Consider the following 14491-nt stretch of genomic DNA (forward strand, 5'->3'; position numbering starts at 1 on the left):
CTTCCAGCCGCGATCAGCGATACCCGTGGGAGCGGCTTCCAGCCGCGATCAGCCTCTCCCGATGCACTCGATCACGGCCGAAGACCGCTCACACAAGGGTGCGGCGCGCGCTGGGCGGTCAGACCCCGAGCCATGGATTTCCGGTCACAGACCTGTCCAGTCACCCCTGGGCGGCATCGCACAGACCCGGTCGCGAGCCTCCTCGAGGGGCAGTTCTTCGGCCCTCGGCAGCGGGGTGTCCGGATCCTGCACCCACGCCGCGATGTCCGTCAGGGTGTCCTCGGCTCCCCGGTAGCGGGTGAGCATGTGATAGCCGTCGGGGTAGAGGGCAAGGCGCGGACGCGCAGCGCCGGCCTCCTCCACCAGCCGTTGCAGCCAGGCGCAGACCGGGCCGGGCGGGATCACCAGGTCATTCAGCCCGTAGAGCACCAGCACCGAGCGATCGAGACGATGCGGATGCTGCAGCGCATCCCCCATCAACTGGGTCAGGCCGTGCAGCATGTCCACGCGCGCCCTCCGCTGCACCAGCGGATCCTCCCGCAGCGCCTGCAGGACCTCCGGATCGTCCGTCGGCCGGAACCCCAGATGCACGACGGTATCTGCGGAAAAGGTTGCGCCCGGGGCGATCCTGAGCATGAACCGGAGAGCGAGGCGCTGGTACCACGGCATCGTGTCCCGGCCCCACACGGCGGGCGCCAGCAATACTGTCCCGTCGACATCCAGTGCGGGACGCTCGGTGAGGGCCCGCAGCGCCACCGCGCCGCCCATGCTCTCGGCAATCAGGTAGAGCGGAAGGCCCGGGTAGCGGCGCCGAAGCAGGTTCACCACGCTGCGCAGATCTGCGACCAGCGTGTCGCCGCCGGGCCAGATCCCGGCCCGGTGGGTCGCCCCGAAGCCGCGCTGGTCGTAGGCATACAGGTTGGCGAGCCCCGATCCCGCCAGCGCGTCCGACAGCGCGGCGAAGCCCTCGCCGTAGTCCCCGAAGCCATGCACGCCCAGGACCACGGCTTCCGGGCCGTCGTTGGCCTCCCAGCGATGCACCGGCAACACGTAGCCGTCCGCCATCACGGCTTCGCTGTCGGACAATTCCGGCTGCTGTACCGGCGGCCCGGCGGGCTGCAACTGGCTTCTCCCGCAGCCGGCCAGCAGAAACACGAGTGCGGCGGCGACCACGACAATCGACGCAAAGTGGAACACGTCACCACCTCCGGGGCGATAGGGGAACGATACTAGGGAAAAACCCTTAGCCCAGACCACCGGCCGATCACCTAGACTGTGCCAGAAGCCAAAATGCACCCCAGGACCGAAACCTTCAACCCGATGCCCATTACTCCCTTGCCCCAGACCCGGCCGCTACTGCCCTTCAAGCCCGCCGATTCCGCCCTGTGGCTCGCGAGCCGCAGCGTCATGCTGATCGCGCTCTATTACGCGGTCGGCCTCTGGGGGTACGCCTTCACTCCGGATCCGTACGGTATTCCACTCGTATGGCCCTCCACCGGCGTCGGCCTTGCCTTCATCTATCTCTACGGATACCGGCTGCTGCCCGCGCTCGGAATCGCGACAGCGTTGATCATGTGGCAGTTTGCAGGAGATGACGTACCCCTGTCGGAGTCCATCGGTGTCGTGGTCGCGACCATGGCCGGCGTCGGTCTCGGCGCCTGGGCCCTGCGGCGCTTCGGCTTCTCGCCGCGCTTCGAGAGCCTGCGCGATGTGCTGTTGCTGCTACTGGTCGGAGCCCTGGCCGCATCGGGACTGGCGGCCACCGCCGGCGCGTGGGCGATGGCCGTCAGCGTCGAGGAACTCAGCTTCTCCGACACCTGGTGGCTTTGCTGGGTGGCCGACCTGATGGGTTTGCTACTCGTGACACCGGCGTTGATCGCCTGGCTCGCCGCCGGCGGGCGTCACTTCGACTCGGGCCTTCCGATGATCGTGCTGCTGGCGGCAAGCCTGCTCGGGGTGTCGGCTCTGGTCTACTCGGGCGCGCTGGAGACCGGGCTGGCGATGCCTCTCTCCTATGCCGTCTTTCCCCTGGTGATGCTCGCGGCACTGCGTTGCCCGATCCAGATCACGACCGCGCTGATGCTGATCGTCGGCGCGATCGCGCTGTCCGGCACCGGTTGGGGTCTCGGACCCTTTGCCGAGGCGGGCCTCGAGCAGAGTCTGCTGTCGCTGAACGCGCAGCTGGCACTGCTGGTCCTGACGGGACTGGTGCTTGCGGCGCTGCGCAACGAGCGCGAGGCGGCGGAGGCCCGTGGGCGCCGGCACCTGGATGACCTGGCACGCGCCGGGCGCCTGAGCACACTCGGCGAACTCTCGGCGAGCCTGGCCCATGAACTCAACCAGCCATTGTGTGCCCTGACGAGCTATGCCAGCGCGAGCCGTCGGCTTCTCGAACGCGAGCGGCTCGACGATCTGCGCGACGCACTGGTGCAGCTCGATTCGAACGCTCATCGTGCCGCGGAGACGATACGCCGGATGCGCGCCTTTGCCTCCAGCGCAGCCCCCCGGGAGGTCGCGATCGCACCACGCGATCTGATCACACCCGTGCTGGACTTGCTCCACCCCGAATTGAAGCGCTGGCGCGTGAATATCGACATCGACGTTGCTGGTAGCCTGCCCCGGGTCGTGGTCGCACCCGTCCAGATCGAGCAGGTGCTGGTGAACCTGCTGCGCAATGCGATGGAGGCAATCGAACCCCGCCTGGACGGAACGATCCGGATCTCTGCACGCGACCTCGGGACCGCACTGGAGATCACGGTGACCGACGACGGGCCGGGCATCCCGCAAGAGCGTTTCGCCACCCTTTTCGATCCCTTCGCCACCTGGAAATCGGGCGGCATGGGACTGGGACTGTCGATCAGCCGTTCACTGGTGGAGGCCCATGGCGGTCAGCTCACCGCGACCAACCTGAAGGACGGCGGTGCCCGGTTCCGTTTCACGCTGCCCCTGGAGGTTCCCCATGCCCGCAGCTAGACACCCGCAGGTCTATCTGGTCGACGACGATCCGGACGTACGCTCCGCCGTCAGCCTGTTGCTGAAGACGGAGGATTTCCGCGTCAGCGCGTTCGAGGATGCCAACGGACTGCTCGGCACCGTGGACGAAAGGACGCCCGGCTGCGCGGTGCTCGATGTCCGCCTGCCGGACATGGACGGCCTGAGTCTGCAGCGCGAGTTGCGCCGGCGCGGGATCCGGATGCCGGTCATCTTCATCACCGGGCACGGCGACATCCCGATGGCGGTCAGGGCGGTCAACGAGGGCGCGCTGGACTTCCTGGAAAAGCCGTTCCACGACGACTCCCTGATCGAGGCCGTACGCCATGCCCTCGTCACCGATGAGGACCAACGCGCGGGCGCCGCGGAGATGGCGCAGGTGGAGGAGCGCCTCGCGACCCTCACCCCGCGTGAGCGCCAGGTGCTGGAGGCCCTGCTGGACGGCAAGCCGAACAAGCTGATCGCCCGGGATCTCGACGTGAGCGTACGCACCGTCGAGATCCACCGCGGCAACCTGATGCAGAAGATGGGTGCGAAGAGCGCGTCCCACCTCGCGCGGCTGGCGCTGGCCTGCGCCGACTTCCGCGATCAGCCGGTCTCCGGCTGAGGGCTCGAAGCCGGGGCGCCGGCCCTCCCCACGCCCGGGGCGGCATCCGTCCGGCCGTCCACCACGGACCGCGCAACGCAACCCCGCCACGGTGACGGACCGGCACGGATCCCCTCGCCGGGATCCCCGGCTCGCGGCCCAGTCTGGTCCCGGTTCCCCGCCCCCGATACAATCAGCGGCTATTTCCCGGGGCCCGCAAACAGATGACCGAATCGGATTCGACCACCGCACCAGCGCACTTCATCCTCTCCCGCATCCGCGCGGAGGTCGAGGCCGGCCAGTGCGATCGGGTGATCACGCGCTTCCCGCCGGAGCCGAACGGCTACCTGCACATCGGGCACGCGAAATCCATCGTGCTGAATTTCTCGGTGGCTGCGGCGTTCGGGGGCTACACCAACCTGCGCTTCGACGACACCAACCCGGCCCGGGAGGAACAGCGCTTCATCGACTCCATCAGGGAGGACGTGCGCTGGCTCGGCTACGCATGGGAGCACGAGCGCTACGCCTCCGACTACTTCGAGACCCTGTACGAATACGCGCTGCACCTGATCGATCACGGCCTCGCCTACGTTGACGGCCAGGACGCCGACACCATCCGCGCGCAGCGTGGCACACTGACCGAAGCAGGCGTCGACAGCCCGGACCGCGATCGTCCGGCGGCCGAGAATCGTGATCTCTTCGAACGCATGCGTGCCGGCGAATTTCCCGACGGCGCCTATGTGCTGCGCGCGAAGATCGACATGGCCTCGCCGAACATCAACCTGCGCGATCCGGTGCTCTATCGGATCCGCCGCCAGCATCATCACCGCACCGGCGACGAGTGGCTGATCTACCCCACCTACGACTTCGCCCACGGCCAGAGCGACGCGATCGAGCACATCACGCACTCGCTGTGCACGATGGAATTCGAGGATCACCGCCCGCTGTACGACTGGCTGATCGAGCACCTGCCCGTGCCCTCGCGTCCGGTGCAGATCGAGTTCGCGAAGCTGAACATCGACTTCACGGTGCTCTCGAAGCGCCGCCTGACCCGGCTGGTCGGCGAGGGGCACGTCGCCGGATGGGACGACCCGCGCATGCCGACGCTGGCCGGGCTGCGCCGGCGCGGCTTCACGCCCGCGTCGGTCCGCAACTTCTGCAACGAGATCGGGGTGACCAAGTCCGAGGGGATCATCCCCTACGGCGTGCTGGAACGGCAGCTGCGCGACGATCTCAATGCCCGCGCGCCGCGGCGCATGGCGGTGCTGCGTCCGCTGCGCGTGGTGCTGACCAACTTTCCGGACGGGGAGACCGAGTGGTTCGAGGCCGCCAACCATCCGCAGGACCCGGGAATGGGCACCCGGCGCGTGCCGATGACACGCGAGATCGTCATCGAGCAGGATGACTTCAGGGAGGAGGCGCCGAGGAAGTTCTTCCGGCTGAAGCCCGGCGGGGAGGTGCGGTTGCGCAACGCCTTCATCATCCGCTGCGACGAGGTGGTCAAGGACGCGGCGGGTGAGGTGATCGAACTGCGCTGCAGTCTGGATCCGGACTCGCGCACCGGCGGGCCGCGCGCGGATCGCAAGGTGAAGGGAACGATTCACTGGGTCTCGGCCGAACACGCGGTCCCGGCCGAGGTCCGACTTTACGACCGGCTGTTCAACGTGCCTCACCCGGCCGGCGATCGGGAACGGGATTTCATCGAACACCTGAACCCGGACTCGCTGCAGATCCTCGACGGTGTCCGCGTCGAACCCGCGCTGGCCGAAGCCGCGGCGGGGGACTTCTTCCAGTTCGAGCGGCTGGGCTATTTCGTTCCCGATCGCGACAGCCGCCCCGGTGGGCCCGTGTTCAACCGTGCCGTGACCCTGCGCGATACCTGGGCGAAACTCGAGAAGGAACTGGCCGCGGGCTGAGGAACACCCCCGGAACCATGCACCGGCCGGCCTCTCCAAGGACACGCCGGCAACGTCATCGCGAGGAGCGCAGCGTCTTGGCGACCCATAAGGAATCCATCCTGGATACCCGACCCGGGCGGCCGCCCCTGCCTCGCGATCGCGTGGGCACGGGCCACCATTCTCCGCACCGGCCATCCGGGCACACCTTGTCACGGCATGCACCGTTTGCCTATCGTGTCTCCGACACGCCCGCCACAGGGGTTCCCTCCCCGAGATGACCAGCAAGACCGGACTCGTTGTCACCGCTCTTCTCCTGACGGGTATCCTCGGCATCATCTTCCTTTGGCCCGAGAACACGGCCCCGGAACAGCCCTCCGGCCGGATCGACGACCGGGGCACCATCGGCGATCCCGCCGAACGGACCGGGGCACTGGTCGATCAGATCGTGTTCACGCAGGAATCCGATGTCGGCAAGGTGACCGGACTGATCGAGAGCGGTACCCATCATCTCTTCGGGCAGGGGGTGAGCAACACCACGGTATTCCAGCGGCTGCGCGATTCCGAGCGCGCGACCTACGCCCTCGCCTACGGCTCCTCGATGGAACTGACTGTGAATCCCGCCGGCCCCCATCTGGCTACCGGCGAACTCAATCCCTTCCATGTCAGCGCGATCCGGGAGGCACTGAACTGGCTGATCAACCGCCGCTACGTGGCGGAGGAGCTCTACGGCGGGCTGGCGGTGCCGCGCTATCTGCCCCTGAATACCGTGTTCCCGGACTACGCGCGGCTCGCCGATGTCGCCCGGGCGCTGGAACTGCGCTACCAGCATGACCCGGAGCGCGCGGCCCGCGTGATCGGACGGGAGATGGAACAGCTCGGCGCCAGCCGCGAGGACGGCGAGTGGCGTTACCAGGGCGAGCCGGTGCGGGTCAGCGTGCTGATCCGCACCGAGGACGCGCGCAAGCGGGTGGGCGACTATGTCGCGAACCTGATGGAGGACCTCGGCTTCGAGGTCGAGCGACTGTATCGCACGGCTGAAGAGGCCTCGCGCATCTGGATCGCGGGCGACCCGAACGCCGGCCAGTGGCATCTCTACACCGGCGGCTGGGTCTCCACGGTGATCAACCGCGATCTGGCCGAAAACTTCAGTTATTACTACACGCCGCGCGGACGTCCGGAGCCGCTCTGGCAGATCTACACGCCCGATCCCGAATTCGACGACATCGCCGACCGGCTGCAGCGCAGGGACTATGAGGACTGGGAGGAACGCCAGTCACTGATGACGCGCGCGCTGGAACTGGCCATGGCCGATTCGGTCCGCATCTGGGTCGTCGATCAGCTCAACGTGTTCCCCCATTCCCGCGAGGTCGAACTTGCCGCCGATCTGGCGGGCGGGATCTCCGGCTCGCGGCTTTGGCCCTACACCATCCGCTTCCGGGACCGCATTGGCGGCTCCGTCGTCTTCGCGGTGCCGAGCCTGCTCACGGAGCCGTGGAACCCGGTCGCCGGCAGCAACTGGATCTTCGACACCATGATGATCCGCGCGCTCGCGGACGTCGAGCTGGTGCCGGATCCGTTTACCGGCCTCTACTGGCCGCAGCGCATCGAGCGCGCGGAGGTCACGGTGCAGGAAGGGGTGCCGGTGATCCGCAGTCACGACTGGCTCACCCTCGAGACCGTCCCCGAAGTCGAGGTTCCCCCGGACGCCTGGATCGACTGGGATGTCGAGGCCGGGCGCTTCGTCACCGTCGGTGAACGCCATCCCGAGGGGATCACCGCCAGGACCCGGACGCGCGTACACTACGAGGCGGGATACCTGGACCGCCACTGGCACGACGGCTCGCCGCTCTCCCTGGCGGACATGGTGCTGCCGTGGATCCTGACCTTCGAGCGCGGTGACGAAGACAGCCCGCTGTTCGACGCCAGCCACGCACCAACCTTCGAGGTCTTCCAGCGCCACTTTCGCGGCTGGCGCATTGTCTCCCGGGATCCCCTTGTCATCGAGATCTACAGCGACCAGATCTATCCCGACGCGGAGACCATCGTGGCCGCCCGCACCCCGTCGGTCTCTCCGTGGCATACCCTGGCCCTCGGCGTACGCGCCGAGGCAGCCGGCGACCTCGCCTTCTCCTCGAACAAGGCGGACCGGATGGGAGTGACCTGGATGAGCCTGGTCGCCGGCCCGAGCCTGGCAATCCTGGACCGGCATCGCGACGCCGCCCTCGCCGACGATTTCCTGCCGTTCCGGGAGACCCTCGCGGACTTCATCGAACCGGGCGAGCCCACCCGTCGCTTCCGCGCGCTCGCCGAATGGCGCGACCAGCGCGGACACTACTGGGTCGGGGACGGACCGTTCTACCTGCACTCTGTGCATCCGCTCGAGCGGGCCCTCGTCCTGCGCCGCTTCGAGGGCTTCCCGGACCCGGCCGACAAGTGGCTGCGTTTCACCGAGCCGGCGATCCCCGAGGTGGAGCTGGACGGGCCGATGGTGGTCACCTCCGGCCAACCCGCCGAGTTCACGCTGCGCGTGACCTTCCAGGGCGAGCCGTACCCGGAGGACGCGATCGAGAGCGTGCAGTACCTGCTGTTCGACGGTAGCGGCAGCCTGGCGCGCAAGGGCACCCTGGCAGCCCCCGGAAACGCGACCTGGCGACTGCGCCTCGAACCGGAGGACCTGGAGGCGCTCGGCAGCGGCGCGAACAGCCTCGAGATCGCGGTGATCTCGCGGCTGGTCGCCCTCCCCTCCTTCGCCTCGCAGGTCTTCGCGACCGTGCCGGCAGCCGAGACGCCCGGGCCATCGGGAGACGGCGGGTGACCGCCCGCGACGGCGCCATCACGGCCCCCGCACGCGGCTTCCTGCGTGATCTGCGCCGTCTGAGCGTCTTCACCGCGAAGCGCCTGGCCGCACTGTTCCTGACCGTACTGGTCGGGGTCTACCTGACCATCCTGATCGCCAACATGGGTGGCCAGGTGGACGAGCTGCGGATGGTGCAGATCCAGAGCACCATCGCGGAGCAGGTGCGCGCGGACCCCGCCTTCTTCGACCTCAGCCCGCAGGAGCGCAACGAGCTGATCCAGCGGCAGGTGCAGCTCGAGGTGGAGCGCCTGCGCCTGGACCAGCCCTTCATCGTGCGCAGCGTGGACTACCTGCAGCAGGCAATCCGGCTGGACCTGGGACGGTCCGAGCACATGCACAGTGACCGGGGTGCCCGTGAGGTTTACTGGATCATCGTGGAGCGCCTGCCGGCCACGCTGCTGCTGTTCGGCACCGCGAACCTGCTGGTCTTCTTCGCCTCGGTCTTCATCGCGCTGGGGCTGTCGCGGCGCTACGGCAGCGCGCTCGACCGCAGCGTCATCGCGCTGGCCCCGAGTTCGGCCGCACCCGGATGGTTCTACGGGATCTTCCTGATCCTGCTGTTCGCCTTCGTGATCCCGATACTGCCGGCCGGCGGCATGGTGGACGTGCCACCACCGGAGGGCACGCTTGCCTACGCGGCCAGCCTGCTCCGGCACATGCTGCTGCCGGTCACCGCGATGTTCATCTCGACGATCTTCATCTCGATCTACTCCTGGCGGACCTTCTTCCTCATCCACTCGAGCGAGGACTACGTCGAGATGGCCCGGGCCAAGGGCCTGCCGTCGCGCCTGATCGAGCGCCGCTACGTGCTGCGCCCGACACTTTCACCGATCATCACCAGTTTCGCGCTGATGCTGATCGGTCTCTGGAGTGGTGCGATCATCCTTGAACAGGTCTTCAACTGGCCGGGGCTGGGCACCCTGCTGTTCCAGGCCATCGGACACCGGGACACGCCGGTGATCATCGGCACGGTGGTGATCTTCGCCTACCTGCTGGCGGTCACGGTCTTCCTGCTCGACATCCTCTACGCGCTGCTCGATCCGCGCGTGCGCGTGGGGACCGGCTGATGCGGACACGACGCACGCAACCGGGAGGTCGCGCATGAGACCGCTGCTCGAGGGCCTGCGCCGGATCGGCCGGTACCCGTCCGCGCTGGTGGGTCTCGCGATCATCCTCGCCCTGGTCGGCACGGCCGTCTTCACCGTGGTGACCATTCCCTACGGTCAGGCGCTGGAACTGTGGCGCGGCGGCGAAACCTGGCGCATGCACCCGGTGAATGCACGCCCGGCCTGGGTCGACCGGATCGCCGGCAACAACCTGCCGCAGACCATCATCGTCTCCAGCGACGATGCGCCGATCACGGAGGAACCCTTCGTCGGAGGCAAGCGGCTACGGATTCCGCTGGAATTCGACTTCGACTACGGCGGCTTCCCCAGCGAGCTCAACCTCTTTCTGACCTCGAGCCACGCGGAGCGCGAGCCCTTCGTGCGGCTGACCTGGGAGACTCCGGACGGTCGGCAACTGAACCTCGGGGGCCGCCGCCCCGCCCGCGAGGAGCGCGTGTCCATCTCGCAGGACTGGGAACTGGAACGCCGGCTGGGGCGCGTGCCCCATGTCGGGCTGTTTGCAGCGCCGGGGGACGACGGACCGCCGGAGGTCCTGGACGGGCGCTACCGGCTCGTGCTGGACGCGATCACCTTCGAGGAGGACGCGCGGATCGGCGCGGACCTCGTTGTGTACGGGAGGGTCCACGGGCTTGCCGGCACCGACCATCAGCGCCGCGACCTGATGGTGGCCCTGCTCTGGGGGATCCCGGTGGCGCTGGCCTTCGGCCTGATTGCGGCGGTCGGCACCACGGTGACGACCCTGGTGATCGCGGCCGCCGGGGTCTGGTACGGGGGCTGGGTCGACGCGCTGATCCAGCGGCTCACCGAGGTCAACATCATCCTGCCGATGCTGCCCATCCTGGTGATGGTCGGCACGCTGTACTCCACCAGCATCTGGGTGATGCTTGGCGTGGTGATCGCGCTCGGCATCTTCAGCGCGGGGATCAAGATGTACCGCGCGATGCTGCTCCCGATCCGGGAATCGCCCTACATCGAGGCCGCGAGGGCCTATGGGGCCGGCAACGCCCGCATCATCCTGCGCTACATGATCCCGCGGATCCTGCCGGTGCTGATTCCGACCTTCGTCACCCTGATTCCCACCTTCGTCTTCCTGGAGGCCTCGCTCGCGCTGCTCGGGCTCGGCGACCCGGTGCTGCCGACCTGGGGCAAGGTGATGAACGACGCGCAGACCCAGAGCGCGCTGTACCACGGTTTCTACTACTGGGTGCTGTCACCGGCGGCCCTGCTGATGCTGACCGGCCTCGGCTTCGCGATGCTGGGGTTCGCGCTCGACCGCATCTTCAACCCCCGCCTGAGGACGATGTAGACGATGGCCGGCGAACCCCTGCTGCGCGTCGAGGACCTGCGGCTGCACTACCGCAGCGGGAGCGGCGTGGTCCGGGCCCTGGACGGGGTGAGCCTCGATGTCCGGCGCAACGAGGCGCTGGTGGTGCTCGGCGAGTCCGGCTGCGGCAAGAGCACACTCGCGAAGGCGCTGATGCGCCTGCTGCCGCGCAACGTGCAGCACTTCTCCGGCCGGGTACTGGTGGATGGCGTCGAGACGATGGGTTACCCGGAAGAGCGGTTCCGGCGCGAGGTGCGATGGGTGCGGCTCTCGATGGTGATGCAGGCGGCCATGAACGCGCTGAACCCGGTGATCCGGGTGGGGGAGCAGGTGGCGGAACCCTTGCGGGTGCATCGGGGCTGGTCCGCGCGGCGGGCGCGCGCGCGAACCGCCGAGGTCTTCGGGATGGTCGGCATCTCCGCCGACTTCCTGCAACGCTACCCCTTCGAACTCTCGGGCGGAATGCGCCAGCGCGCGGTGCTCGCGATGGCCCTGGTCACCGAACCGGACCTGGTGATCATGGACGAGCCCACCTCCGCGCTCGACGTGCTCACCCAGGCCAGCATCATGAACGCGCTGAAGCGCATCAAGCAGGAACTCGGGACCAGCTTCATCCTGATCACCCACGACGTCTCGACCTCCAGCGAGATCGCGGAGCGGGTCGCGCTGATGTACGCGGGGCAGCTGGTGGAATTTTCGGACGCGAGGGACTTCTTCCGGGACCCGGCCCATCCCTATTCGAAGTTGCTGATGGCCAGCGTGCCGCGCCTGCACCAGGAGGAGACACCGGTCCACATACCCGGCCAGCCCCCGAACCTCCTGGATCCCCCCGGGGGCTGCCGGTTCGCCGAGCGCTGCCCGTCCCGCTTCGATCGCTGCGACCGTGATCCGGAGACCTTCCGCATCGGCGAGCGCCGAACCGTGCGCTGCTGGCTGCATGCGCAGGAGTCGGGCACATGAACGCGCCGGCCAGGGATATGCGGGGCTCCGCGGCCGGGCCGGTGCTCTCCGCCCGCGATCTGCACACCTGGTTCGAGCTGCGCCAGTGGGGTTTCCTGCGGGTGGGTTCGGTGCGCGCCGTGGACGGCGTGAACTTCGACCTGCAGGCCGGCGAGTCGGTGGCCTTCGTCGGCGAGAGCGGCTGCGGCAAGAGCTCGCTGGCCCGCACGCTGCTCGGCCTGCACCAGCCGACCCGCGGCGAGGTGGTCTTCGAGGGCCGCCCCCTCGGAATGCTGAACAGCGCGGAACGCAAGGCCTATCTCGCCCGGGTCGGCTTCGTGCAGCAGGACCCCTATGGCGCACTGCCGCCCTTCATGGACGTGCGGCGCATCCTCCACGAACCCCTGATCGTGCATGGCGTGCGCAACCGGGCGGAGCGCGAGCAGCGGGCGCAGGAGGCACTCGAGGAGGTCCGGCTGTCGCCGGCGGCGGATTTCCTGTCCAAGTTCCCCCACATGCTCAGCGGCGGGCAGCAGCAGCGGGTCGTGATCGCGCGCGCGCTGATCCTGCGCCCGAAGCTGATCATCGCCGACGAGCCGGTGTCCATGCTGGATGCCTCGGTGCGCGTGGAGATCCTGCAGCTCCTCCGGAGCATTCAGAGAGAGCACGGCCTGACGCTGGCCTTCATCACCCACGATCTCTCTACCGTACGGCACTTCGCGGAGCGGATCTTCGTGATGTACGCCGGCCGGATCGTGGAGCAGGCGGAGGTGAACGAACTCCTGAACCACCCGCAGCACCCCTACACCCAGGCCCTGCTCGCGGCCATCTCCGATCCCGATCCGGACAATGCGCGCCACCAGCGCGAGGTGCCCCCGGGTGAACCGCCAAGCCTGCTGAAGCCGCCGGACGGCTGCCGCTTTCATCCGCGCTGCAACCGGATGATCGCGGGTACCTGCGACCGCCAGGATCCGCCGGACTTCGAACCCCGGACGGGTCACATGACGGCCTGCTGGCTCTATCGGTGACAGGGTCGCCGGCGTGCGCCTGCTGCTGATCGGTCTCGCCACCATGCTGCTGGGCCTCGCAGGGCTGCTGGCGCAGGTCAGCCGCGCGATCGAGCCCGGCCTCGTGCTGTCCCTGCTCGCCTACGCCGCCGCCTTTGGCGGGACCCTGATCGCGGTGGCGGGCCTGATCCAGGTTCTGCCCGTGAGGCGTTGACCGGCGCGGATGCTGGCGACAGGCCGCGGGCCGGGTCCATGATGGTGGCACCATCGTCCATGCCGTCACCAGCACAACGGCGGTCGGAATGAAGCGGACCGATCCGGAATGCAGGAGGAACTGATGCGGCGACCTGGCACGCGGACCCGCGTCCTCATCATGGGGGCGGCCGGTCGCGACTTTCACAATTTCAACATGGTCTACCGCGATGACCCGGACACCGAGGTCGTCGCGTTCACCGCGACGCAGATTCCGGAGATCGCGGGTCGGCCGTATCCTTCCGCCCTCGCCGGGCCGCACTATCCGGAGGGGATCCCGATCCTGCCCGAGGACGAGCTGGAGGATCTCTGCCGCGCTGAGCGGATCGACCAGGTGGTGTTCGCGTACAGCGACGTCGGCCACGAGCACGTGATGCACCAGGGGTCGATCGCCCTCGCGACTGGCGCCGACTTCCTGCTGCTCGGTCCGAACCGGACAATGCTCGATGCGGGCGTCCCCGCGATCGCGACCAGTGCGGTGCGCACCGGCTGCGGCAAGTCGCAGGTGACGCGCTGGCTGTCCGGGCTGCTGAAGGAACAGGGTCTCCGGGCCGCAGTGATCCGTCACCCGATGCCGTATGGCGACCTCGAGCGGCAGGCGGTGCAGCGCTTTGCCGACCGGGCCGATCTGGACGCCGCCGGCTGTACCGTCGAGGAGAGGGAGGAATACGAGCCTCACCTCGCCCTCGGGAACGTGGTCTACGCCGGAGTCGACTACCTGCGGATCGTCCCGGCCGCCGCCGCGGAATGCGACGTGATCCTCTGGGACGGAGGCAACAACGACTTCCCGTTTGTACGGCCCGATCTGCACATCGTGCTGGTGGACCCGCTGCGGCCCGGACAGGAGACGACCCACCACCCCGGAGAAACCGTGTTGCGCATGGCCGACATCGTGCTGGTCGCGAAGTGCGACGCCGCCTCCGAGAGCAGCATCGAGGCGGTGACGGAGTCCGTGCGCAACGCCAACGCGCGCGCGCAGATCGTCCGTGGCGCATCGCCGGTGCGCCTGGATGGTCGCGACCGGGTGGCCGGCAAGCGGGTTGTGGTCGTGGAGGACGGTCCGACGCTGACCCACGGCGGCATGCCCCACGGCGCGGGGTTGGTCGCCGCCAGGGGGGCGGGGGCGACCATCGTGGACCCCCGACCGGTGGCCGCCGGCGAGGTCGCTGCGGTCTATGCGCGCTATCCGCACATCGGACCGGTGCTGCCGGCGGTCGGCTACCACGCGTCGCAGCTGCAGGCCCTGCGCGCGACCATCAACGCGACATCGGCCGATATGGTGGTCGCCGCCACACCCTGCGACCTGGCGATGCTGATCGACATCGACAAGCCGGTCGTGCGCGCTCGCTACGAATTCGCGGAGCCGGGCCAACCCGTGCTGGCCGACCTGGTCCGGTCCTTTCTCGCGAAGCGGGGGTGCTCCGGACGATCCTCGCGCTGACCTACATGGCCTTTCGACGCCCTCGAAGCAGCGTAGGGGGGGCAAAACGAAGTGTGCCCACCACAGAGC

At 68.3% G+C, this 14491-nt stretch carries 10 protein-coding genes and 1 pseudogene; 10 read left to right on the forward strand and 1 reads right to left on the reverse strand.

The window, feature by feature from the left end; genetic code table 11:
- Positions 1–144: 144 nt before the first annotated feature.
- The gene (locus ACESMN_RS02530) at positions 145–1197 is read right to left on the reverse strand and encodes an alpha/beta hydrolase (protein WP_373052014.1); all 1053 of its coding nucleotides are present in this window, start codon (positions 1195–1197) and stop codon (positions 145–147) included.
- A gap of 123 nt (positions 1198–1320) precedes the next feature.
- Here ACESMN_RS02530 and ACESMN_RS02535 point away from each other — a divergent pair, with 123 nt between their 5' ends.
- From ACESMN_RS02535 to ACESMN_RS02580, 10 genes and pseudogenes are all read left to right on the forward strand, one after another.
- On the forward strand, positions 1321–2973 hold the full coding sequence (locus ACESMN_RS02535; RefSeq protein WP_373052015.1) for an ATP-binding protein: 1653 nt from the start codon (positions 1321–1323) through the stop codon (positions 2971–2973).
- The gene (locus ACESMN_RS02540; protein ID WP_373052016.1) at positions 2960–3598 is read left to right on the forward strand and encodes a response regulator transcription factor; all 639 of its coding nucleotides are present in this window, start codon (positions 2960–2962) and stop codon (positions 3596–3598) included. The genes ACESMN_RS02535 and ACESMN_RS02540 overlap by 14 nt, the downstream gene beginning before the upstream one ends.
- A gap of 203 nt (positions 3599–3801) precedes the next feature.
- Positions 3802–5493 carry a glutamine--tRNA ligase/YqeY domain fusion protein gene (locus ACESMN_RS02545; protein ID WP_373052017.1) on the forward strand — a complete coding sequence of 564 codons (1692 nt, stop codon included), beginning with the start codon at positions 3802–3804 and terminating at the stop codon, positions 5491–5493.
- Between the two features lie 256 nt (positions 5494–5749).
- Positions 5750–6586 (forward strand): annotated as a pseudogene (locus ACESMN_RS02550) (ABC transporter substrate-binding protein); the annotation flags it as partial.
- Positions 6587–8286: 1700 nt separating this feature from the next.
- A complete protein-coding gene (locus tag ACESMN_RS02555) occupies positions 8287–9399 on the forward strand; it encodes an ABC transporter permease (protein ID WP_373052018.1) in 1113 nt (370 codons plus the stop codon).
- 34 nt (positions 9400–9433) lie between these two features.
- On the forward strand, positions 9434–10765 hold the full coding sequence (locus ACESMN_RS02560; protein ID WP_373052019.1) for an ABC transporter permease: 1332 nt from the start codon (positions 9434–9436) through the stop codon (positions 10763–10765).
- A 3-nt stretch (positions 10766–10768) separates the two neighbouring features.
- Entirely contained in the window at positions 10769–11743 is a 975-nt protein-coding gene (locus tag ACESMN_RS02565; RefSeq protein ID WP_373052020.1) for an ABC transporter ATP-binding protein, read from the forward strand.
- Entirely contained in the window at positions 11740–12750 is a 1011-nt protein-coding gene (locus ACESMN_RS02570; protein ID WP_373052021.1) for an ABC transporter ATP-binding protein, read from the forward strand. The genes ACESMN_RS02565 and ACESMN_RS02570 overlap by 4 nt, the downstream gene beginning before the upstream one ends.
- Positions 12751–12763: 13 nt before the next feature.
- Positions 12764–12943: a hypothetical protein gene (locus tag ACESMN_RS02575; protein ID WP_373052022.1), complete on the forward strand. Its 180-nt coding sequence runs from the start codon at positions 12764–12766 to the stop codon at positions 12941–12943.
- A 123-nt stretch (positions 12944–13066) separates the two neighbouring features.
- Positions 13067–14422 carry a cyclic 2,3-diphosphoglycerate synthase gene (locus tag ACESMN_RS02580; protein ID WP_373052023.1) on the forward strand — a complete coding sequence of 452 codons (1356 nt, stop codon included), beginning with the start codon at positions 13067–13069 and terminating at the stop codon, positions 14420–14422.
- The last annotated feature ends 69 nt before the right edge of the window (positions 14423–14491 follow it).

Origin of the sequence: Thioalkalivibrio sp. (genome assembly GCF_041690275.1) — a bacterium.
Taxonomy (GTDB): Bacteria; Pseudomonadota; Gammaproteobacteria; order Ectothiorhodospirales; family Ectothiorhodospiraceae; genus Thioalkalivibrio.

What these genes read in the sequence shown, in the direction of transcription:
- ACESMN_RS02565 (WP_373052020.1), top strand. Translation starts at nt 10,769, where the DNA reads ATGGCCGGCGAACCCCTGCTGCGCGTCGAGGACCTGCGGCTGCACTAC.
- ACESMN_RS02545 (WP_373052017.1), top strand. Translation starts at nt 3,802, where the DNA reads ATGACCGAATCGGATTCGACCACCGCACCAGCGCACTTCATCCTCTCC.
- ACESMN_RS02560 (WP_373052019.1), top strand. Translation starts at nt 9,434, where the DNA reads ATGAGACCGCTGCTCGAGGGCCTGCGCCGGATCGGCCGGTACCCGTCC.
- ACESMN_RS02535 (WP_373052015.1), top strand. Translation starts at nt 1,321, where the DNA reads ATGCCCATTACTCCCTTGCCCCAGACCCGGCCGCTACTGCCCTTCAAG.
- ACESMN_RS02580 (WP_373052023.1), top strand. Translation starts at nt 13,067, where the DNA reads ATGCGGCGACCTGGCACGCGGACCCGCGTCCTCATCATGGGGGCGGCC.
- ACESMN_RS02570 (WP_373052021.1), top strand. Translation starts at nt 11,740, where the DNA reads ATGAACGCGCCGGCCAGGGATATGCGGGGCTCCGCGGCCGGGCCGGTG.
- ACESMN_RS02540 (WP_373052016.1), top strand. Translation starts at nt 2,960, where the DNA reads ATGCCCGCAGCTAGACACCCGCAGGTCTATCTGGTCGACGACGATCCG.